The 19,750-nt window shown below is 65.9% G+C and carries 19 protein-coding genes and 2 pseudogenes; 11 read left to right on the forward strand and 10 right to left on the reverse strand.

What is annotated here, in order from left to right:
• Nucleotides 1–36: 36 nt before the first annotated feature.
• The 4 genes from RGUI_RS10010 to RGUI_RS10025 all read right to left on the reverse strand — a co-directional run bounded on the left by RGUI_RS10010 (nucleotide 37) and on the right by RGUI_RS10025 (nucleotide 4,204).
• Entirely contained in the window at nucleotides 37–1,272 is a 1,236-nt protein-coding gene (locus RGUI_RS10010; protein WP_371587428.1) for a folylpolyglutamate synthase/dihydrofolate synthase family protein, read from the reverse strand.
• Between the two features lie 32 nt (nucleotides 1,273–1,304).
• Nucleotides 1,305–2,306, reverse strand: a complete 1,002-nt coding sequence (accD, locus tag RGUI_RS10015; protein ID WP_081532929.1) for an acetyl-CoA carboxylase, carboxyltransferase subunit beta — start codon at nucleotides 2,304–2,306, stop codon at nucleotides 1,305–1,307.
• A gap of 75 nt (nucleotides 2,307–2,381) precedes the next feature.
• On the reverse strand, nucleotides 2,382–3,257 hold the full coding sequence (locus tag RGUI_RS10020; RefSeq protein WP_172841119.1) for a CPBP family intramembrane glutamic endopeptidase: 876 nt from the start codon (nucleotides 3,255–3,257) through the stop codon (nucleotides 2,382–2,384).
• A 62-nt stretch (nucleotides 3,258–3,319) separates the two neighbouring features.
• Nucleotides 3,320–4,204, reverse strand: coding sequence for a CPBP family intramembrane glutamic endopeptidase (locus RGUI_RS10025; protein ID WP_081532931.1), 885 nt, complete (start codon nucleotides 4,202–4,204; stop codon nucleotides 3,320–3,322).
• A 90-nt stretch (nucleotides 4,205–4,294) separates the two neighbouring features.
• Here RGUI_RS10025 and ilvD point away from each other — a divergent pair.
• The 4 genes and pseudogenes from ilvD (at nucleotide 4,295) to RGUI_RS10045 (ending at nucleotide 9,962) form a co-directional block, all read left to right on the forward strand.
• A pseudogene (gene ilvD, locus RGUI_RS10030) lies at nucleotides 4,295–6,048 on the forward strand (dihydroxy-acid dehydratase).
• Nucleotides 6,020–6,769, forward strand: a complete 750-nt coding sequence (locus tag RGUI_RS10035) for a hypothetical protein (protein ID WP_156882933.1) — start codon at nucleotides 6,020–6,022, stop codon at nucleotides 6,767–6,769. The pseudogene ilvD and the gene RGUI_RS10035 overlap by 29 nt, the downstream one beginning before the upstream one ends.
• Before the next feature lie 97 nt (nucleotides 6,770–6,866).
• A complete protein-coding gene (locus tag RGUI_RS10040; protein WP_081532933.1) occupies nucleotides 6,867–8,891 on the forward strand; it encodes an NADPH-dependent 2,4-dienoyl-CoA reductase in 2,025 nt (674 codons plus the stop codon).
• A 171-nt stretch (nucleotides 8,892–9,062) separates the two neighbouring features.
• Nucleotides 9,063–9,962, forward strand: a complete 900-nt coding sequence (locus RGUI_RS10045; protein WP_081532934.1) for a LysR family transcriptional regulator — start codon at nucleotides 9,063–9,065, stop codon at nucleotides 9,960–9,962.
• 9 nt (nucleotides 9,963–9,971) lie between these two features.
• On the opposite strand, the gene RGUI_RS22125 is transcribed toward RGUI_RS10045, so the two are convergent.
• The 5 genes from RGUI_RS22125 to RGUI_RS10065 form a co-directional block, all read right to left on the reverse strand.
• Nucleotides 9,972–10,247: an OmpA family protein gene (locus tag RGUI_RS22125; RefSeq protein ID WP_253799089.1), complete on the reverse strand. Its 276-nt coding sequence runs from the start codon at nucleotides 10,245–10,247 to the stop codon at nucleotides 9,972–9,974.
• 80 nt (nucleotides 10,248–10,327) lie between these two features.
• Nucleotides 10,328–10,915 (reverse strand): hypothetical protein, encoded by a 588-nt coding sequence (locus tag RGUI_RS22130; RefSeq protein WP_253799092.1) that lies wholly within the window; start codon nucleotides 10,913–10,915, stop codon nucleotides 10,328–10,330.
• A complete protein-coding gene (locus tag RGUI_RS10055; RefSeq protein WP_081532936.1) occupies nucleotides 10,912–11,487 on the reverse strand; it encodes a peroxidase-related enzyme in 576 nt (191 codons plus the stop codon). The genes RGUI_RS22130 and RGUI_RS10055 overlap by 4 nt, the downstream gene beginning before the upstream one ends.
• Before the next feature lie 3 nt (nucleotides 11,488–11,490).
• Complete coding sequence (locus RGUI_RS10060) at nucleotides 11,491–12,216, reverse strand: N-acetyltransferase (RefSeq protein ID WP_081532937.1); 726 nt, start codon at nucleotides 12,214–12,216, stop codon at nucleotides 11,491–11,493.
• Nucleotides 12,213–12,944, reverse strand: a complete 732-nt coding sequence (locus tag RGUI_RS10065; protein WP_081532938.1) for a molybdopterin-binding protein — start codon at nucleotides 12,942–12,944, stop codon at nucleotides 12,213–12,215. Before RGUI_RS10065 ends, RGUI_RS10060 begins: the two co-directional genes overlap by 4 nt.
• A 174-nt stretch (nucleotides 12,945–13,118) precedes the next feature.
• On the opposite strand from RGUI_RS10065, the gene RGUI_RS10070 reads away from it, so the two are divergent.
• A complete protein-coding gene (locus RGUI_RS10070; protein WP_081532939.1) occupies nucleotides 13,119–14,090 on the forward strand; it encodes an NAD(P)H-binding protein in 972 nt (323 codons plus the stop codon).
• A 36-nt stretch (nucleotides 14,091–14,126) separates the two neighbouring features.
• On the opposite strand, the gene RGUI_RS10075 is transcribed toward RGUI_RS10070, so the two are convergent.
• Complete coding sequence (locus RGUI_RS10075) at nucleotides 14,127–14,414, reverse strand: YggT family protein (protein ID WP_081532940.1); 288 nt, start codon at nucleotides 14,412–14,414, stop codon at nucleotides 14,127–14,129.
• Between the two features lie 140 nt (nucleotides 14,415–14,554).
• On the opposite strand from RGUI_RS10075, the pseudogene RGUI_RS10080 reads away from it, so the two are divergent.
• From RGUI_RS10080 to arfB, 6 genes and pseudogenes are all read left to right on the forward strand, one after another.
• A pseudogene (locus tag RGUI_RS10080) lies at nucleotides 14,555–15,087 on the forward strand (acyl-CoA thioesterase).
• Between the two features lie 74 nt (nucleotides 15,088–15,161).
• Nucleotides 15,162–16,514: an MFS transporter gene (locus RGUI_RS10085; protein ID WP_081532941.1), complete on the forward strand. Its 1,353-nt coding sequence runs from the start codon at nucleotides 15,162–15,164 to the stop codon at nucleotides 16,512–16,514.
• Entirely contained in the window at nucleotides 16,499–17,392 is an 894-nt protein-coding gene (mepA, locus tag RGUI_RS10090) for a penicillin-insensitive murein endopeptidase (RefSeq protein WP_081532942.1), read from the forward strand. Before RGUI_RS10085 ends, mepA begins: the two co-directional genes overlap by 16 nt.
• Nucleotides 17,365–18,261: an esterase-like activity of phytase family protein gene (locus tag RGUI_RS10095; RefSeq protein WP_081532943.1), complete on the forward strand. Its 897-nt coding sequence runs from the start codon at nucleotides 17,365–17,367 to the stop codon at nucleotides 18,259–18,261. The genes mepA and RGUI_RS10095 overlap by 28 nt, the downstream gene beginning before the upstream one ends.
• A 66-nt stretch (nucleotides 18,262–18,327) precedes the next feature.
• A complete protein-coding gene (locus RGUI_RS10100) occupies nucleotides 18,328–18,948 on the forward strand; it encodes a queuosine precursor transporter (RefSeq protein WP_081532944.1) in 621 nt (206 codons plus the stop codon).
• A gap of 255 nt (nucleotides 18,949–19,203) precedes the next feature.
• Nucleotides 19,204–19,626: an alternative ribosome rescue aminoacyl-tRNA hydrolase ArfB gene (gene arfB / locus RGUI_RS10105; protein ID WP_081532945.1), complete on the forward strand. Its 423-nt coding sequence runs from the start codon at nucleotides 19,204–19,206 to the stop codon at nucleotides 19,624–19,626.
• Nucleotides 19,627–19,750 lie beyond the last annotated feature (124 nt).

Raw genomic sequence — 19,750 nt, forward strand, 5'->3', positions numbered from 1 at the left:
GGTTCGCCACCGTTGCAGGCCCGGTCAAGCCCGACGTCAGGCGTCGCGCAGCACCCGCCCCGCCAAGTATAGGGACCCGCAGATCAGGATGCGCGCGTTGGGCACCTCGGCCGCGATGCGCCGAACCGCGTCCGCCACGCTTTCTGCGGTGCTGGCTGAAAGGCCCGCGCCCTTGGCGATGGCCGCGGTTTCCTCGGCCGGCAGGGTCGCTGTCTCTCCCGGGATCGACACGGCGGTCAGGGTTTCGGCACGCGCGGCCAGCGGCGCCATGTAGCCCGCAACATCCTTGGTGTTCATCATCCCGCAGATCAGGTGCAGCGGTCTGGGGGAAAGCCGCCCCAGCGCCTCTGCCAGCGCCACGCCAGCCGCCGGGTTGTGCCCGCCGTCCAGCCACAACTCGGCCCGGCCTGCGGCCTCGACCAGCCGGCCCTCGGTCAGGCGCTGCAACCGGGCGGGCCATTCAGCCCGGGTGACGGCGGCCTCGCAGGCGGGTTCCTCCATCTCAAGCGCGCGCAAGGCCGCCAGCGCGGCCCCCGCATTCTGCACCTGATGCGCGCCGATCAAACGCGGCAAGGGCAGGTCCAGCAAACCCCGTTCGTCCTGATAGACCAGGCGTCCCCGTTCTTCCCACACATGCCAGTGCTGACCGTAGGCGAGAAGCGGCGCCCCCAGACGCGCTGCACGATCCTCGATCACCTCCAGCGCGGCGTCCTCTTGCGGGCCGACGATGCAGGGCACGCCGCGTTTCAGGATGCCTGCCTTCTCGGCCGCGATCTCCGCCAGCGTATCGCCGAGAAACGCCTGATGGTCGATGGAGACCGGGGTGATCACCGTCAACCGCGGCTGATCGATGACATTGGTTGCATCGAGCCGCCCGCCAAGGCCGACCTCCAGCAGGCAGAAATCGGCCGGGTCGCGGGCAAAGGCCAGAAAGGCGGCGCAGGTCGTGATCTCGAAATACGTAATGGGCGCCCCGCCATTGGCCCGTTCGCATTCGTCCAGCACCGCGGCCAGGGCTTCCTCGGAGATCAGACCGCCCGACAGGCGGATCCGTTCGTGAAAGCGCGCCAGATGCGGCGATGTATAGGCCTGCACCCACAGCCCGGCGCCTTCCAGTCCCGCGCGGATCGTGGCGAGCGTCGATCCCTTGCCGTTGGTCCCGGCCACATGGATCACCGGCGCCAGCCTGCCTTCGGGATGGTCGAGCGCGGCGAGCAGGCGCCACACACGGTCCAGCGTCAGGTCGATGACCTTGGGATGCAGCGCCATCATCCGCGCAAGCAGCGCATCGCTGCCCGCCGCGCTCACGCCTTGGCGTCCTCTCCGGCCGGTTCGGCATCGGGGGCGACGGGTTGCGGCGGCTGCGGCATGGCCTCGACGTCCGGCGCCTCTCCGGCGACCGTTTCCGGCCCGTGGGAGAAACTGGCCGGCGGCGGCAGTTCTGCCTTGATCGCCTGGGGCATACCCATCAGCAGGCGGATGATGGTAATCAACTCGTCCCGCATGTCGGTCCGCTTGGTCACCCGGTCCAGCATGCCGTGCTCAAGAAGATACTCGGCCCGCTGGAACCCCTCGGGCAGCTTTTCGCGGATCGTCTGCTCGATCACCCGGGGCCCGGCGAAACAGATCAGCGCATTCGGTTCGGCGATATGCACATCCCCCAACATGGCGTAGGAGGCGGTTACACCGCCCGTTGTGGGATGGGTCAGGACCACGATATATGGCAGCCCCGCCTCCCGCAGCATCTGGACCGCGACCGTGGTCCGCGGCATCTGCATCAGGCTGAGGATACCTTCCTGCATGCGCGCGCCGCCCGCAGCCGAAAACAGGATAAAGGGCCGGCCACGCTGCACCGCGCGTTCGACGCCCGCGATGATGGCGTTGCCGACATACATGCCCATGGACCCGCCCATGAAGCTGAAATCCTGCGCGGCGGCCACGACCGGTGTGCGCCCGATCTCCCCCTCGGCGACCAGCATCGCCTCTTTCTCGCCGGTCAGCTTCTGCGCCGATTTCATCCGGTCGGGATATTTCTTCTGGTCGCGGAATTGCAGCGGGTCGGCCAGCGGCGTGGGCACCTCGATCTCGGTGAAGATGCCGCCGTCGAAGAGCGTCAGGAACCGGTCGCGGGGCAGGATCGGCATGTGATGACCGCACGACGTACAGACGTTGAGGTTGTCCGACAGTTCCCGGTGGAACAGCATCGTCCCGCAGGCATCGCATTTCTGCCAGAGATTGTCCGGCATCTCCCTACGGGAGAACAGCGAATTGATCTTGGGCCGGACGTAGTTGTTGATCCAGTTCATGAAGCGGGCACCCTTCGCACGATCTGGCTGCCCAGATAAGACGCAAGGCCGCGAAATGCAATCACGTGGTCAGGGTCAGATCAGCGCGCGCAAGAGACGCCACATGATCACGATGGTCAGAACATCCAGCCCAAGCGACAGCGGCACCATATGCGTATCGGTCATGTCGAAGGGCGTGACGAACAACGACAGCCCGGTGATCGTGTCCTTGACCGACACCACAAGCAGCGCGTTGCAGTTGTTCACGAAATGCCACCCCATGGCGAGGCCGAGGCTGCCGGATTTCTCGGTCAGGTCCGCCGCGGCCAACGCATAGACCAGAACCCCCAGCAGGATGAACCACGCATTGGTGCCCGCCGCGGGGTTGAAGTGCAACGCGGCGAAGACAAGGGCGGGAAGGCCCATCCAGATGGCCCGGGCCGCGAACCGCGCGGCCAGTTGCTGTTGCAGATAGCCGCGAAACAGCAACTCCTCCGACCCGGTCTGGACGAGCACCAGCACCAGCGCAACGGGCAGAAGTCTCAGCCACAGCCCGAAATCGAGATTGGCCTCGACCGGCGACAGCAGCAGCCCGATAACGAACAACACCCCATAGACCGGGATCAGAACGGCCAGCGCCGTGCCGAAACCCCTGAACGTGTCGCGCGCAGGCCCGAACAGCGTTCCCGGCGCGCGGTAGTGCAGCGCAGGCGTCGCGATCAGCACCGCAAGTCCCAGCCCGAGGAAGCTGGCCAGCACGAAAAGCGTTCTGGACGCCGTGTCGGGCGTCGCCAGCCCCCGCATCCAGCCAAAATATTCCAGCGGGCCAAGAACGGGGTAGGCGCCCACCACCATCAGCGCGAAAAAACCGCAATAGATCAGCAGGATCACCCCGACTGCGACGAAAACCCGCCAAAGTTCGGGGTAAAGCCGGGCGGGCGCGACATAGGCCTCGAAAAGCGGAGCGTGCATGAATTGTCTCGGCTGATGGACGAACGCTCCGAAACGTAGCGTGCGCGCACCCATGCTTCAACTTACACGCGCAGGGCCACGCGGCACGCCAGCCAGGACAATCCGATGACGGCAAGATCGACGACCAGATAAGGGAACAGTGCCGGATCGTCCGCGCCAAGCGGATAGGTGTAAAGCGCCAGTCCCGACAGCGGCCCGGGCAGGGCCACCATCAAGACCGCGGTCGCGTTATTGACGAAGTGAAACGCCATCGCCGCACCAAGGGTCCCGGTCCGGGCGGTCAGGTCCGACGCGGCAAGCGAAAAGATCCCGGCCCACAGCACCACCGCCGCGGTGTTTGCCCCGGTCAGGTCCGGGTCGAAATGGCCCCAGGCGAACATCACCGCAGGCACCCCCATCCAGATCGCCGGATGGGTAAACCGCGCCGCGAGTTGCTGTTGAAGATAGCCGCGAAACAGCAACTCCTCCGACGCCGTCTGGATCAGCAGCGCCGGAACCGCCAGCGGCAGAAGCGTCAGCCACCGCCCCGCAGCCAGGTTGGGCACGATCCCGTCATCCATCGGCAGCAGGACCCAGAGCGCGGCGTGCAACAGTGTCAGCGCCCACAACACGCGCGTGAAATGCCGCACCGCAAGGATCGGCGGCCCCGTCATGGAAAAGAGCCCCCGGTCCTGCAACAGGTTCGCCGCCGTCACGATGCCCACGATCAGCGCCGCGAAGGAGAAGAGCAGCCACAGCGCATCGTGGGTGGTCAGGGTGGTGACAAAGATCCCCTCGAACACCGCAGCGGCGATCGAGGCCCCGGAAAGCGCCGCCACGACACCATAGACCGCGTAGATCAGCCCCATATAGACCGTGAAAGCCAGCAGCACGCCAAGGATCGTCCGCCAAACCGCCGATCCGGCCCGCGCCGATGCCACCAGTCTGTCATGTGGGCGATACCGCATCGGCCTTTTCCTTCCGCTGGCGCAACCTAGACCGGGCGGGCAGGACCATCAATCGCTTGTCACATATCCCCGCCGCGTCTATTCCGAAACATGACCAGGCGGGAGGCCCCCTTGCAAAAACCCCTGATTGACAAGTCCAACCTGCCCAGCCGCCACGCGACCGAGGGCCCCGCCCGGGCGCCGCACCGGTCGTTCTACTACGCGATGGGCCTGTCGGAAGACGAGATCCACCAACCCCTTGTGGGCGTCGCCACCTGCTGGAACGAGGCCGCCCCTGCAACACCGCGCTGAACCGGCAGGCGCAGGCCGCCAAGATGGGCGTGAAAGAGGCGCACGGCACCCCGCGAGAGTTCACCACGATCACCGTGACCGACGGCATCGCGCAGGGGCATGAGGGCATGCGCTCCTCCCTTCCCAGCCGGGAGGCGATCGCCGACACGGTGGAACTGACGATGCGCGGCCACTGCTACGACGCGCTTGTCGGGCTTGCGGGCTGCGACAAGTCCCTGCCGGGGATGATGATGGCGATGGTCCGGCTGAACGTCCCCTCCGTCTTTGTCTATGGTGGGTCGATCCTGCCCGGCCGGCACGAAGGGCGCGATGTCACCGTGCAGGATGTGTACGAGGCCGTGGGCGCGAACCAGGCGGGCAAGATGTCGGAAGCCGCGCTTGTTGCGCTGGAAAAGGTCGCCTGCCCTTCCGCGGGCGCCTGTGGCGGGCAATTCACCGCCAACACCATGGCCTGCGTGTCCGAGGCCATTGGGCTTGCCCTGCCCAACTCCTCTGCCGCGCCCGCGCCCTATGAATCGCGCGATCAGTATTGCGAGGCATCTGGACGCGCGGTGATGGACCTGCTGGCAAAGGGCATCCGCGCCCGGGACATCGTCACCCTGAAAGCGCTGGAAAATGCCGCAAGGGTGGTCGCCTGCACGGGCGGGTCGACCAATGCCGGGCTGCATCTGCCCGCCATCGCCCATGAGGCGGGGATCGACTTCGACCTCTTCGACGTGACCGACATTTTCCGCGACACCCCCTATTTCGTCGATCTCAAACCCGGCGGGCGCTACGTCGCCAAGGATTTGTACGAGGCCGGCGGCGTGCCGGTGATCCTGAAGGAATTGCGCAAGGCCGGCCTGATCCACGAGGACTGCCTGACCGTGACCGGCCGCAGCATCGGGGAAGAGATCGACCTGGTGGAGCGTGAGGCCGACGGCAGGGTCATCCACCCCGTGGCCACGCCCTTGTCGCCGACCGGAGGCGTCGTGGGCCTGAAGGGCAACCTTGCCCCGGATGGCGCGATTTCCAAGGTCGCAGGCATGACGGCGGAGCAGCAGGTCTTTTCCGGCCCCGCCCGCGTATTCGAGTGCGAGGAAGACGCCTTTGCCGCGGTGCGGGACCGAGCCTATGCCGAGGGCGATGTTATCGTCATCCGGAACGAGGGCCCGGCAGGCGGCCCCGGCATGCGCGAGATGCTGGCGACCACCGCGGCCCTTGCCGGGCAGGGCATGGGCAAGAAGGTCGCACTGATCACCGACGGGCGTTTTTCTGGCGCGACGCGCGGTTTCTGCGTGGGCCATGTCGGCCCCGAGGCAGCCCATGGCGGCCCCATCGCGCTGATCGAGGACGGCGACCGGATCACCATCGACGCAGTGAAGGGCGAGTTGTCCGTAGAGTTGTCAGAGGACGAGCTGGCCCGGCGCAAGGCCGATTGGAAAGGCCCGAAAGACACGATCTACGGCGCGGGCGCGTTGTGGAAATACGTGCAGCTTGTGGGTCCCACACGAAAGGGCGCCGTTACCCATCCCGGGGCGGCCGGTGAAAAACATGATTATATGTCGCTTTAGGCTCGGCCTTCCGGGCGGACTTCTGGCCGCAGCGCTCAGCACCATGATGCTGTCGGGGTGCCTGGCCGCGGGGCCGGAGGCATCGGCTGGGCTCGGCGGGCTCGCCTTCAGCCGGGCCGCCCCGCAAAAGGTGCAGGTCGCCGACGACACGGTGGTGATCGCGGGGCCGCGTGGTTTCTGCGTGGATGTGCGGGCGACCCGTGACGGGCAGCAGGGGGCGTTCGTCCTGATGGCCAGTTGCGCGGCGCTGACCGGGCGCGAAAACGCCCCGATGCCCGCCGATCCCGCGATTCTGACCGCCTCCGTCGCCTCGCGCCCCGGAACCGGCGGCCGCGAGGAAGACCGCGCCATACGGCTGGCCCAGTTCTTCACATCCGAGGCGGGGCTGGCCGCACTGGCCCGCGATGGCCGCGCCGACAGCGTCGTGGTGCATCGGATGTACGAACGCGACAGGCTGTTCCTCATCCACCTGACCGACAGCAGCGAAAACGCCGGCGAGGGGCTGAGCACGACCTATTGGCGGGCCCTGTTCGAGGTGAACGACCGTCTGGTCACGGCCTCTGTCGTCGGGTTCGAGGACCGGGCCATCGACGACAAGACAAGCCGGGCGGTGCTGCGCGACTTCGCCGCCCATATCCGGGCCGAGAGCAAGACGCTGGCCCCCGCCCACAGCGTTGAAGACCCGGCGCCGGAACAACTGGTGATGAAGAAGGAACCCTGAGCGGCCCGCGACACGGGCGACGGCCTGACGCCGCGTCGCCGGTGACATCGAGACGACGCCATCGCAAGGTGGCCGCCGCAGGCTGGGGGAGGACGCCATGGCCGACTATCCGCATCTTCTGGCCCCGCTTGATCTGGGGTTCGTGACCCTGCGCAACCGCGTCCTGATGGGCTCGATGCATACCGGGTTGGAGGAACGGGGCGACTGGAACCGGGTGGCCGCGTTTTATGGTGAGCGCGCCCGCGGCGGTGCGGGCCTGATCGTCACCGGGGGCATGGCCCCAAACGCCGAGGGTGCGGTGTTTCCCGGGGCCGCAGGTCTGTTCACGGCCGAGGACATCGCCAATCACCGCACCGTCACGTCCCGCGTCCATGCCGAGGGCGGGCGCATCGCGATGCAGATCCTGCATGCGGGCCGCTATGCCTATGGCCCCGACTGCGTGGCGCCCAGCGCGATCAAATCCCCGATCTCGCCCTTCCCCCCGCGCGAACTGGACGAGGCCGGCATTGAAAAGCAGATCGCCGACATCGCCACCGCCGCCGCCCGGGCCCGCGAAGCCGGCTATGACGGGGTCGAGGTGATGGGGTCCGAAGGCTATTTCCTGAACCAGTTCCTTGTGCGTCACACCAACCGGCGCGAGGACCGCTGGGGCGGGTCGTATGAAAACCGCATGCGGCTGCCGCTGGAGGTCGTGCAACGGGTCCGGGAGGCCGTGGGCCCGGATTTCATCGTGATCTACCGTCTGTCGATGATCGATCTTGTGCCCGACGGATCGAGTTTCGACGAGGTGGTGGAGCTTGCCCAACGCGTCGAACATGCGGGCGCCACGATCATCAATACCGGCATCGGCTGGCACGAGGCCCGGGTTCCCACCATTGCGACCTCTGTCCCGCGGGCGGGGTTCGCCTGGGTGACGCGAAAGCTGATGGGCAAGGTGGGTATCCCGGTCATCACCTCCAACCGGATCAACACGCCCGAGGTGGCCGAGCAGGTGTTGGCCGAGGGCTGCGCCGACATGGTTTCGATGGCGCGGCCATGGCTGGCGGACGCGGCGTTCGTGGCCAAGGCCGCCGCGGGCCAATCCGATGAAATCGCCCCCTGCATCGCCTGCAACCAGGCCTGTCTGGACCACACCTTTTCGGGGCAGGTCTCCACCTGCCTTGTCAATCCGCGCGCCTGTTTCGAAACAGAGCTGCAGTTTGTCCCCGCCGCGGTCCCGAAAGACATCGCGATTGTGGGCGCGGGCCCCGCGGGCCTCTCTGCCGCGCTGGTCGCGGCCGAAAGGGGCCATCGCGTGACGCTCTTCGACAAGGCCGCGCAAATCGGGGGCCAGTTGCGCATGGCCAGCCGAATCCCCGGCAAGGAGGAGTTCAACGGCCTGATCGCGTGGTATGAGACGATGCTGACCCGGCAAGGGGTAACGCTGCGTCTTGGCACCGCCCCCACACCCGAGGAGCTAGCGCCGTTCGACGAGGTGGTCATCGCGACCGGGGTCATCCCCCGCGATCCGCAGATCCCAGGGCAAGAGATGGATCATGTCCTGAGCTACGTCGACGTTCTGGCCAAGGGGGCCGAGGTCGGCCCGCGCGCCGCGATCATCGGCGCGGGCGGGATCGGCTTCGACATGGCAGAGTTCCTTGTGACCGGCGACAGCCCCACGCTTTCCCCCGACGACTGGCGCCGCGAATGGGGCGTTGCGGATCCGTCAGAGCATCGCGGCGGGCTGGCTCCCGAAGGCCCCCGCCCGGACCCGCCCCTGCGGCAGGTGACGTTGTTGCAGCGCAAGGCCGGGAAACCCGGAAAGGGTCTTGGCAAGACGACCGGATGGATCCACCGCGCCGCGCTGAAGATGAAGGGGGTGCAGATGATCGGGGGCGTGAACTACGACCGCATTACCGAGGCTGGTCTGGACATCTCCTTCGGGCCCGAGCGGAAGGAGCCGCGTCTGATCGAGGCTGATACGATCGTGTTGTGCGCCGGGCAGGAACCGGACCGCAGCCTTGCCGATGCAGCGGCGACGCGGGGCCTGCGCCCCCATGTGATCGGTGGTGCGGATGTTGCCGCGGAACTCGACGCGAAACGTGCCATCCGGCAAGGGGCGGAACTGGCCGCAACCCTTTGAACGCCACCCCCGCGTGCCCCGACGCCCCGGGTGATTACCTTGTGGTTACCTGTTGCCGCTAGGGTGACGATCTTTCCCTTTTCCCAACTATTGTCGGGCGCCGATCAAAATCCTGCCCGATTTCCGCAGCATTTTAGGCGCCAGCGCAGATCGCTACCCAAGGAATATCAGATGGACCGACTGACCGAAATGGAAGCCTTCGCCACCGTGGTGGACCAGGGCGGCTTCACCGACGCGGCCAAGAAGATGGGCATTTCCAAATCCGCGGTGTCCAAGCATGTTTCCTCGCTCGAGGCGCGTCTTGGCGCGCGCCTGCTGAACCGCACCACCCGCCGGGTCAGCCCCACCGAAATCGGCCTGGCCTATTACGACCGGGCCCGCCGCGTGCTGAACGATGCCGGAGAGGCCGATGCGCTTGTCACCTCCATGCAATCGGCGCCTTCGGGCCTGTTGCGGGTGTCGGTGGCCACCGATTTCGGGGTCAATCACCTCTCGCCGCTGTTGGGCGATTTCCTGACCAACTATCCCGATATCTCGGTCAACATGGTGCTGAACAACCGCTATGTCGAACTGATCTCGGAAGGGTTCGATATGGCGATCCGCGTGGGCGAGTTGGAGGACAGCACGCTGCGCGCCCGCAAACTGACCGAGACCAGCAAGCGCATGATCGCCTCGCCCGCCTATTTCGAGAAATTCGGGCGTCCGCAGAAGATCGACGATCTGAACGAACACAAGCTGCTGCACTATTCCAACCAGGCCAGCGGCAATGTCTGGAAGATCACCGCGCCCTCCGGCGAAAAGCGGCAGGTGCGCACCGCCGGCTGGCTGACGGTCAATGACGGGCAATCGCTTCTGAACGCAGCGATTTCCGGGCTTGGCATCGCCTATCTGCCCAGCTTCCTGTTCCGCGACGCGATGGAACAGGGTCTGGTACAGGAAGCGATCCCGGGCCTGCCGGCCGAAACGCTCGGGATCTATGCGGTCTATCCGCCGGGGCGGTTCACCCAGCCCAAGGTGCGCGCCTTCATCGACTTCCTTGTCGATCGGTTCTCCGGCACCGAGGTGATCTGAGCGCCAGCCTCACCTTGACAGACGCAGAACCGCCTCGACCCGGCGGTTTTGCTGACGCCCCTCCTCGGTCAGGTTGCCGCTCAGCGGGGCAAGAAAGCCGACGCCCTCTGCGCTCAACCTCTCCGGCGCCACGCCCAACCTGTCGATCAGGTAGCGGCGCACCGCCTGCGCGCGTTTGCGGGACAGCGCGACATTGCCGTCCAGCCCGCCGACATCGTCGGTATGCCCGACCAGAAGGATGTCGCGCTCGGGGTCGTCCTCAAGACAGTCGGCCAGCGCCTGCAAGGACGCAAAAGGCCCCTCGCCCAGATCGGTGGAGCCTGTCTTGAAAACCAGATCGTCAAGAACGACATGGCCGTCACGCGTCAGCCGGTCGGAAAGCGTCCCGCCCCCCCCTTGGCGGGTCCACCTTGCGGGGGCATGGCGTCCGGTTCTGCCTTGATTTCCGGCGCCTCGGCCCCGGTCACACGCGTGATCTGGATAAACGCCCGGTTGGAGGAGCGGCTGACCATCAGGCACAGGAAATCGGGGCCGTCCGGCGCGGTGCGCCGCGCCGTAAGATACAGGAAATCGCCCAAATCCACATGCATCTGCGGTTCCGGCAGCGTCGGCGTCGCGAAGCGGAAGTCGAACCCGCCGCAATCGGCATCCGCACATTCGAAGATGATCAGGTAGCCCTCGGACAGGAGCGCCTCCCGCAAGGGGGTAAGGATCTGAAGACTGGTCAGGCCGTCCTGCGGATAGGTCCAGACCTGATGCAGCACCTGCCCTTCAACGGCAAGCGTGGGGACGCCTTCCCCCTCGAACGGGCCTATGGGCACGGACAGGCGCAAGGGGCCCTCGCGTGTCTCGACCGTCATCCGTGCCGGCGACGGCACCTCAAGCGCGGGGGCCGGCGCAGCGGCGGAAAGACCGAACAGGACAAGGGCCGCGATACGCCCAGCCCGCATCATCGGTGGGCGCCGTGATACGCCTCGTTCGGTTCCATCCCCGAGGCCGACGCGATCCGGTTCGACATCGCGAAGAAGCCCGCCACCGCCGCGATGTCCCAGATATCGCGGTCGCTGAAGCCTTCTTGGCGCAAGGCTTCCCGGTCGGCTTCCTCGACCTTGTGGCTTTCCTCGGTCAGCTTGGCCGCGAAATCCAGCATCGCGCGCTGGCGCGGCGGCAGGTCCACGGCACGATAGTTCATCACCATCGCCTCACCCAGTTTCGGGTCGCCCGACAGCTCCCTCACCGCGGCGCCGTGGGCCACCTGGCAGTACCAGCACCGGTTGATCGAGGAGACGACGACCGCGATCATCTCCCGCTCCAGCTTGCTCAGCCCGCTTGGGCCCAGCATCAGGTCGTTATACATCGCGCCGAAGGCGTTCAGCTTGGTGATATCAAACGCATAGGCCCGGAGCACGTTGGGCACGAGGCCCAGCTTCTCGGTACACAGATCGAAATAGCGCTGCGTTTCGTCCGGCAGCGGATCGACCATCGGCAGGTCCAGCGCGATTGGCGGGCTGTCATCGTTGGGCATGTCTCACCCCTTTTCCGGCGGGATCATCCGGTAATGGTAGCGGGCGGCCGGCGTCATTCCCAGCGAAGAATAAAGCGCATGCGCGCCCGTATTGGCCTCGGTCACCAGAACGACCAGCGTCTCGGCCCCCTCAGCCTGCCCCCATATCGCGGCGGCGTGCATCATGTTCCGGGCCGTGCCCTTGCGGCGATGCTCTGGACTGACGGCCATGGCATGGACGAAACACATGTCTTCATGCACGGCCGCAAAGGCGACCCCCGCGGCCCGGTCGCTCTGTCGGCCCAGAACGGCGGTCTTGGGGCCTGTCACCCGTTCCATCACGGCGCGGCGTGCGGGGCCAATGCCGTTCTCGGCCCACAGTTCCTCCATGATGGCAAGTGGCTGCCAGACGGTGAAGGCGGAAACCGGCGGCGGGGGCGGGGCGGCGACCCCGCCGATGGGGGCGGATAGCAGCAGCACCGGATCGACAACTTCATAGCCCCGGACCGCGAGGGTCGCGTCCAGCCCGCTCTCCCCCTCGCGCAGCATGAACAGGCACGGCTGGCCCAAAGCCGCCATCGCCACTTCTGCCGCGGGCACATCGACGTCGGCCACGTCGGCCTCGGCCGTGGTGGCCGACACGCGCTTGCCCCCGCCCTGCCCGTCCCGGATGCACCAGGGCCCATGCCGCCAGCGCGCGGCAGGGGGCCATGTCGCCTCCTGCCCGGCGAACAGCCGGTCGAAACTCACCCGACAGCCTCGGGGAACAGGGTGCAAAGCTTGCCCATGGCGCTGTCGATCCGTTCGCCACTCGTGCCGCGGATCACGATATTGGTGCCGTAGACCCCGTCGCGGTTATAGGGGTACGAGCCGATGGAGAGGTCCGGAAACTCCGCCGCCAGCCCGCCAAGGAGCGTGGCGATGTCGCCCTCCGCCCGCTCAACGCTCAGGTTCTGGGACATCAGCGGATCACCCCCGGTGAGCGTCGGCAAGACGCCCGCCACCATCGCCTGAAAAATCGTCGGAACCCCCGCCATGACATGGACATTGCCCAGCGTGAAGCCCGGCGCAGCCGACACCGGGTTGTCGATCAGCGTGGCACCTTCGGGAATACGGGCCATGCGCAGGCGGGCATCGTTCAATTCCCGCCCCATCCGGTCGCAATAGTCCTGCATGATCGCCCGGGCGTCGTCGCGAACGTCGATGGGCACCCCGAAGGCCGCGGCGACCGCGTCGGCGGTGATGTCGTCATGGGTCGGACCGATCCCGCCAGAAGTGATCACGGTGTCATGGGCCGCCCGCAGGGCGTTCAGCGCCTCGACGATCCGGTCCTGCACATCCGGCACGATCCGCACCTCGGCCAGACGGATGCCGTGCTTGACCAGTTCCCCGGCAAGGAAATGCATGTTCGCATCGCGCGTGCGCCCCGTCAGGATTTCGTCGCCGATCACCAGCATCGCCGCGGTGGGGTTGCTCATCCTCGCCTCCGTTTCAAACCTGTCAGCTTCGGGTATAGGAGCCTGCGGGGCGCTTTCAAAGCCCCCCGGCGCAACGCGGCAATCTGCGGCCTCTTCTGCATCGGCGCGCTGTCGCATAGGGTGGCGCCGAAACGGCCCGCACCGGGCGATCCGCTTGCCAGAAGGAGCCATGCCATGACCCGAACCGACCGCAAACGCGTCTTCGTCCTTGGGGGCACCGGAACCATCGGCACCGCCACGGTCAAGGCGCTGGTTCGTGCAGGCCATGACGTCGTGTGTTTCATCCGGCCCGGGTCCGAGGCCAAACTGCCCGACGGGGCCAAGGCGCGCACGGGCGACGTGACCGATCCACTGTCGCTGACCGAGGACGGTTTCCGGGGAGAACGGTTCGATGCCGTTGTGTCCTGCCTCGCCTCGCGCACGGGCGTGCCCCGCGATGCGTGGGAGATCGACCACCAGGCCCATGTCGAGGCGCTGGACATCGCCAAGGCGGCGGGCGTCACGCAATTCGTGCTGCTGTCGGCGATCTGCGTTCAGAAACCGCTTCTGGCCTTCCAGCAGGCCAAGCTGGCCTTCGAGAAAGAGTTGCGCGACTCGGGCCTGACATGGTCCATCGTGCGTCCCACCGCGTTCTTCAAATCGCTTTCGGGGCAGGTTGAGCGGGTGCGCAAGGGCAAACCCTTCCTGATGTTCGGGGATGGCACCCTGACCGCCTGCAAGCCGATCAGCGACGACGACCTTGGCACCTATATCGCGGAGTGCCTGATCGACCCGGACCGTTGGAACCGCATCCTGCCGATCGGCGGGCCGGGGGCGGCCATCACCCCCCGCGCGCAGGGGGAGATGCTGTTCGCCGCACTGCGGCAGGAACCGAAGTTCAAACAGGTGCCGGTGGCGATGCTGAACGTGATCATCGCGGTGCTGTCGACGCTGGGAAAAGTGTCGCCCAAGATGCGCGACAAGGCCGAACTGGCGCGGATCGGGCGGTACTACGCCACCGAGTCGATGCTGCTGTGGGATCCCGAGACCGGGACATACGATGCCGACGCGACACCCTCTGCCGGCACCGAAACGCTCGCTGATTTCTACGCCCGCCTTGCACGCAGCGGCGAAACCGTCGATCTGGGCGAACATGCCGTGTTCTAGGCCCCGGCCGGGCCACGGCATGCCCGCAAGGTCAGGTCAGGCAAAGATATACATGTTGTTGCCGATGATGATCTTCAGCGCGAAGATCGCGATCAGCACCACCAGCGGCGCCAAGTCGATGGAGCCGGTATTGGGCAGGATACGGCGCACCGGGGAATAGATCGGCTCCAGCAACTGGTTCAGGCCGCGCCAGATCTGCCCGACGATGGGCTGGTAGACATTCAGCACGTTAAAGCTGATCAGCCAGCTCATGATGATCTGAACGATGATGATGAAATAGACGATGTTCAGGATCATCAGGAGGATCATGAAAAGCGAAAGCATGGGCAAGCCTTTCCTTCTGTCAGCTATCCGCCCAACAGGTAGGCGCAGCCGCGCCCCGGTGCAACTGTCTTTCCGCCGCGTCGCCCTTGACGGTAAACGCAGCAGGCGCAAGGCATGGCCCGACACAAAGGAAGCTTCACATGTACCCGTTTCTGCGTCTTGCCAAGGAACTCCACATCCACCGGAAGGCCCCGCCCCTGCCGCTGACGGGAACGCATGTCTCGACCCATGTCTGCTGGCCGTGGGATCTCGATGTCTGGTGGGAACTCAACAACGGGCGCACGCTGACGCTGCTTGATCTGGGCCGGATCCCGCTGGCCCGCCGGGTGGGCCTGATCGACACGCTTCGCCGCGAGCGCTGGGGGCTGACCATGGCCGGGGTCTCGGTCCGCTATCGCCGGCGCGTGCGGATGTTCGACCGGTTCGAAATCCACAGCCGCTGCGTCGGCTGGGACGACCGGTTCATCTATATCGAGCAGGGCATGTGGCGCCGCGGCGACTGGGCCAATCACGCGCTCTATCGCTCCGCCGTGACGGACGAGAACGGGATTGTCGCGACCGACCGCGTGGTCCGGGCAATGGGGGTCGACCCGGTCTCGCCCCCCTGCCCGACTGGGTCGCCGCGTGGATCGGGGCCGAGGGCGAACGCCCGTGGCCGCCGATGCAAGGCTGACCCTACGGCACCAAAACGATTGCGAAACCCGTGAATGGCCTGTCTTATGCCCCCGCGATGGCGGGAGATGACACATGAACACGGCAGAACGGCGCCGGATCTGGGGATGGTGGTTCTTCGACTGGGCGGCACAGCCCTATGCCACGCTGCTTTTGACCTTTATCTTCGCCCCTTACATCAAGGACTTGCTGGGCGACGGCAGCGCCGCGCAGGCGGCCTGGGGCTATGGCGTGGGCGCAGCGGGCCTCGTCATCGCGATCTGCGCCCCCCTGCTGGGCGCGGTGGCGGACAAAAGCGGCCATCGCATGGTGTGGATGCTGCTGTTCTCGCTCATGTATGTGTTGGGCGCGGCGGGGCTGTGGTGGGCGGACCCGGCGGATTTCAGCATTCCGCTTCTGCTCTTCTCCTTCGGGCTTGGCCTGATGGGGATGGAATTCGCCACGATCTTCATCAACGCGATGCTGCCGGAACTTGGGCCGCGGCGCGAGCTTGGCAAGATCTCGGGCACCGGCTGGGCCTTCGGGTATCTCGGCGGGCTGATCGCGCTTGTCATCATGCTGCTTTACTTTGCCGAGGGCGACACCGGCACAACCCTGATCGGGCGGGAGCCCGCCTTCGGCCTTGACCCCGAGGCCCGGGAAGGCACGCGGTTCGTGGGCCCGTTCACGGCGCTCTGGTACGCGCTGTCGATGATTCCGTTCTTCCTATGGGTGCACCTGCCCCCCCATCCGGAGCGCACAACCTTTCGCAAGGCCCTCGGTCAGGCGTTGCCGGAGTTGCGCGCCACCTTGCGGCATCTGCCGCGCACACCCAGCCTGTCGGCCTATCTGGTCTCGTCGATGTTCTATCGCGATGCGCTGAGCGGCATGTATGTCTTCGGGGGCATCTACGCGGCGGGTATGCTGGACTGGTCCGTGATCGATGTGGGAATCTTCGGGATTGTCGCTGCGGTAACGGCGGCGGTGTTTTCCTGGGTCGGCGGGCAGGCCGACTACCGCTTTGGCCCCAAGCCGGTTCTGGTGTTCTGCGTGATCCTGCTGACGCTGGTCGCCATGGGGGTGATCTTCGTCTCGCGCGAGGCGGTGTTCGGCGTGCCCGTAGCGGCCGACTCCGCCCTGCCCGACATTGCGTTTTTCATTCTGGGGGCGATCATCGGGGCGGCCGGCGGTGCGTTGCAGACGGCCAGCCGAACGATGATGGTCCGGCAGGCCAATCCCGACAAGATGACGGAGCATTTCGGCCTGTTCGCCCTGACGGGAAAGGCGACCTCGTTCATCGCGCCCCTCTCCATCGGGTTCATCACCGACATCTCCGGATCGCAACAGATGGGGATTACACCCCTGGTTGTGCTTTTTCTGTTGGGGCTTTTTCTGCTACTCTTCGTCCGGGCAGATGGAGAGCGGGCAGAACGATGGCAGGAAACCTGATTGGCGCGATCGTTGCGCTGACATTGGCGACATCCGCGCAGGCGGCCCCGACGGCCAGTTCCCTGTTCGGGGCGAAACAGGATGCCTCCGGCCACCGTGCGGCGGCCATCGGAAGCTATGCCAAGGGCTGCGGTGCGGGGCTGGTGCAACTGCCCGAAACCGGGCCCACATGGCAGGCGATGCGCCTGTCGCGCAACCGCAACTGGGGCCACCCCGAGACGATCGATTTCATCGAACGGCTGAGCGCCCGGGCCACGCAATATGGCTGGAAAGGGCTTTACGTCGGCGATATCAGCCAGCCGCGCGGCGGGCCGATGCTTTCGGGCCATGCCTCGCACCAGATCGGGCTGGATGTCGATATCTGGATGCTGCCGCCCAAGCGGCTGAACCTGTCCCGCCGGGAACGCGAAAACCTGTCATCGATCAATGTGCGCAGCGAAGACCAGCGCAGCGTCAATGGCAATTTCACCCGCGCCCATGCTGCCGTGCTGCGCGCCGCGGCGTCGGACCCCGCGGTTGATCGCATCTTCGTCACGCCGCCGGTCAAGGTGGAACTGTGCAAGACCGCGAAACGCTCCGACAAGGCGTGGCTTCAGAAGATCCGGCCGTTTTACGGGCACAACTATCACTTCCACGTGCGTCTGAAGTGCCCCGACGGGTCCCGCTATTGCGCGCCGCAGCGGCCAACAGTATCGCAATTGTCCAAGGGAGGCGATGGCTGTGACGAGACGCTTGAATGGTGGGTGACCGACTATCTCGATCCGCCGAAGACGGCCCCCACAAAGCCGGCAAAACCCGCCCCCAAGCGGCGTCATCCCCGCGAATACACGATGGCCGACCTGCCAAAGGAATGCCGCACCGTACTTTCTTCGGACTGACCGCTTCCCTCCTGCTGCTGCTGTCGTTGGCGACCTCTGACCGGCAGGGTTCTGTCGCGTTCGTGGGCAGCCTGACCTTGCCCGAGGGTCGGGACTTCAAGGGATGGTCCGGCGTGGAAATCGCGCCCGATGGTACAACGCTGTTCGCGCTGAGCGACCGGACGCGTCTGATAACGGCGACATTGCAGCGGAACGACGGCAAGCCGGCGGGATTGACCGACGTCACATCCGTGCACCTGCGGGACGACACGGGCAAGCCGATCCGGGCAGGCTTTGACTCCGAGGGGCTGGCGCTTGGCCCCGATGGCGCGCTCTACGTGTCGTTCGAGGGCTGGGAACGGGTCTGGCGCTGGGAAAAACCGGGCGACGCGGCAACATGGAAGCCCGATTTCCCGCATCCCGACATCGCCCCCAAGAACAAGGGGCTTGAGGCGCTCGCGGTCGATGATCGGGGCGATGCCTACACGATTTTCGAGCATACGGGCGGCCAGACGATGTTGCAGGTCTACCGCCTCTCGGGGCGGGAGTGGAGCGCGCCCTTCACCCTGCCACGGCGCGGCGCCTTCAAACCGGTCGGCGCCGATTTCGGCCCCGATGGGCGGTTCTACCTGCTGGAGCGTGCGTTCTACCCACCGATCGGGTTCGCATCGCGGATCCGGCGCTTCGACTTCAGCCCCGAGGGTCTGTCAAACGAGACCGTCCTGCTGAAGACCCGTGTCGGCCGCCACGCCAATCTTGAAGGGCTGTCGGTCTGGCGCGACGACACCGACGCAATTCGCCTGACGATGGTGTCCGACAACAACGGGCTGAAGTTGCTGCGCAACCAGATCGTTGAATACCGGGTTGCCAAGAACGCCGCCGGCAGATAGACGACCCTGTCTGCCCACAGGGGTGGGCCAAGTCTCCGCAACCTTGTCAAAACGGAAACCGTTCCAATGACCCGTATTCTGCCCGGCATCCTCGCCATGGCCGCCATCGTGGTGGCCTCCAACATCCTCGTCCAGTTCCTGTTCGGCCAATGGCTGACATGGGGCGCCTTTACCTATCCGCTGGCCTTTCTGGTGACCGACGTGATGAACCGCGTCTATGGCCCCGGGCCCGCGCGCCGTGTCATCCTTGCCGGTTTCGTGGTGGGGATCGCCTGTTCCTTCATCGGCACGCAGATCACCGGGGAATTCGGCCCGCTGGTCACGCTGCGCATCGCGCTCGGCTCCGGCCTCGCCTTCCTGACGGCGCAGCTGCTTGACGTGGCGGTGTTCGACAGGCTGCGGGACGGGCGCTGGTGGCGCGCGCCGCTGGCCTCCACACTGATCGGGTCCACCGTCGATACGGCGCTGTTCTTCACCATCGCGTTTTCGGGGGCGCTGACCATCCTTGAACCCGCAAACGATGTTTTTTGGGCCAACGAGATCCTGCCGCTTCTGGGGGTCGGACCGATGGTGCCGCTCTGGGTTTCGCTGGCCGTGGCGGACTGGGGTGTGAAGTTTGCCTTGGCGTTGATCGCGCTTGTGCCTTTCCGCCTGATTGTTGGGCGGCTGACAGCACAAGTTGCGTGAATTAATTTGACAGACACCAAATCTGTGGCAGTCTGAGGTCAACGGCAACAGCAGAAAGGAGGTGGTCCAGTGTCTAGAGTGATATTGGAGAGAGAGGTTGGAACAGTCGCGGGGGCCGTGATCTAAGGGCAACCCCAAGGATCGAACACTCGCGATTGGGCCTCACGCTCTAACCGGCCCATCTCCGTAGCTCTCGAGGGTCGTCCGCATCGGGCGGCCCTTTCCTTTTGCCCCCTTTCGGCGCAGGGTCGCCCCATGCTGCGCATCACCGATCAGATCGCCATCGAGGACTGGGAAATCACAGAGGTCTTTTCCCGCGCCTCGGGCCCCGGCGGGCAGAACGTCAACAAGGTCTCGACCGCCGTCGATCTGCGGTTCGAGGCCGAACGCTCGCCCAACCTGCCCGATCCGGTCAAACGCCGGCTGAAACGTCTGGCCGGGCGGCGCTGGACGCAGGACGGCGCGATCCTGATCTCGGTGCAGGACACCCGCAGCCAGGCCCGCAACAGGGACATCGCGCGCGAACGGCTGGCAGAGTTGATCCGCAAGGCCACCGAGGCCCCGAAGCGGCGCATCGCGACCCGGCCGACGCTGGGCTCCAAGAAACGGCGCCTGAAGGCCAAGAAGGAACGCGGCGAGGTCAAGACCCTTCGGGGCAGGGTATCACCAGAGGAATAGGCGCCGTCCGGAACGGGAAGGGCGCGCAGGGCAAAGCTTCACGGCGCCCGCAAAGGCTCCGTCACACATGTTGGCCATCAACCGCCGGCGCTGTCTTGCGCTATTCCCCATCCGGCGTCTGGCA

Source organism: Rhodovulum sp. P5 (genome assembly GCF_002079305.1).
Lineage (GTDB): Bacteria > Pseudomonadota > Alphaproteobacteria > Rhodobacterales > Rhodobacteraceae > Rhodovulum.

Coding starts and splice junctions, on each gene's coding strand:
- RGUI_RS10010 (WP_371587428.1), bottom strand. CDS start 1,272: ATGATGGCGCTGCATCCCAAGGTCATCGACCTGACGCTGGACCGTGTG.
- accD (WP_081532929.1), bottom strand. CDS start 2,306: ATGAACTGGATCAACAACTACGTCCGGCCCAAGATCAATTCGCTGTTC.
- RGUI_RS10020 (WP_172841119.1), bottom strand. CDS start 3,257: ATGCACGCTCCGCTTTTCGAGGCCTATGTCGCGCCCGCCCGGCTTTAC.
- RGUI_RS10025 (WP_081532931.1), bottom strand. CDS start 4,204: ATGCGGTATCGCCCACATGACAGACTGGTGGCATCGGCGCGGGCCGGA.
- RGUI_RS10040 (WP_081532933.1), top strand. CDS start 6,867: ATGGCCGACTATCCGCATCTTCTGGCCCCGCTTGATCTGGGGTTCGTG.
- RGUI_RS10045 (WP_081532934.1), top strand. CDS start 9,063: ATGGACCGACTGACCGAAATGGAAGCCTTCGCCACCGTGGTGGACCAG.
- RGUI_RS22130 (WP_253799092.1), bottom strand. CDS start 10,915: ATGATGCGGGCTGGGCGTATCGCGGCCCTTGTCCTGTTCGGTCTTTCC.
- RGUI_RS10055 (WP_081532936.1), bottom strand. CDS start 11,487: ATGCCCAACGATGACAGCCCGCCAATCGCGCTGGACCTGCCGATGGTC.
- RGUI_RS10065 (WP_081532938.1), bottom strand. CDS start 12,944: ATGAGCAACCCCACCGCGGCGATGCTGGTGATCGGCGACGAAATCCTG.
- RGUI_RS10070 (WP_081532939.1), top strand. CDS start 13,119: ATGACCCGAACCGACCGCAAACGCGTCTTCGTCCTTGGGGGCACCGGA.
- RGUI_RS10075 (WP_081532940.1), bottom strand. CDS start 14,414: ATGCTTTCGCTTTTCATGATCCTCCTGATGATCCTGAACATCGTCTAT.
- RGUI_RS10085 (WP_081532941.1), top strand. CDS start 15,162: ATGAACACGGCAGAACGGCGCCGGATCTGGGGATGGTGGTTCTTCGAC.
- mepA (WP_081532942.1), top strand. CDS start 16,499: ATGGCAGGAAACCTGATTGGCGCGATCGTTGCGCTGACATTGGCGACA.
- RGUI_RS10095 (WP_081532943.1), top strand. CDS start 17,365: ATGCCGCACCGTACTTTCTTCGGACTGACCGCTTCCCTCCTGCTGCTG.
- RGUI_RS10100 (WP_081532944.1), top strand. CDS start 18,328: ATGACCCGTATTCTGCCCGGCATCCTCGCCATGGCCGCCATCGTGGTG.
- arfB (WP_081532945.1), top strand. CDS start 19,204: ATGCTGCGCATCACCGATCAGATCGCCATCGAGGACTGGGAAATCACA.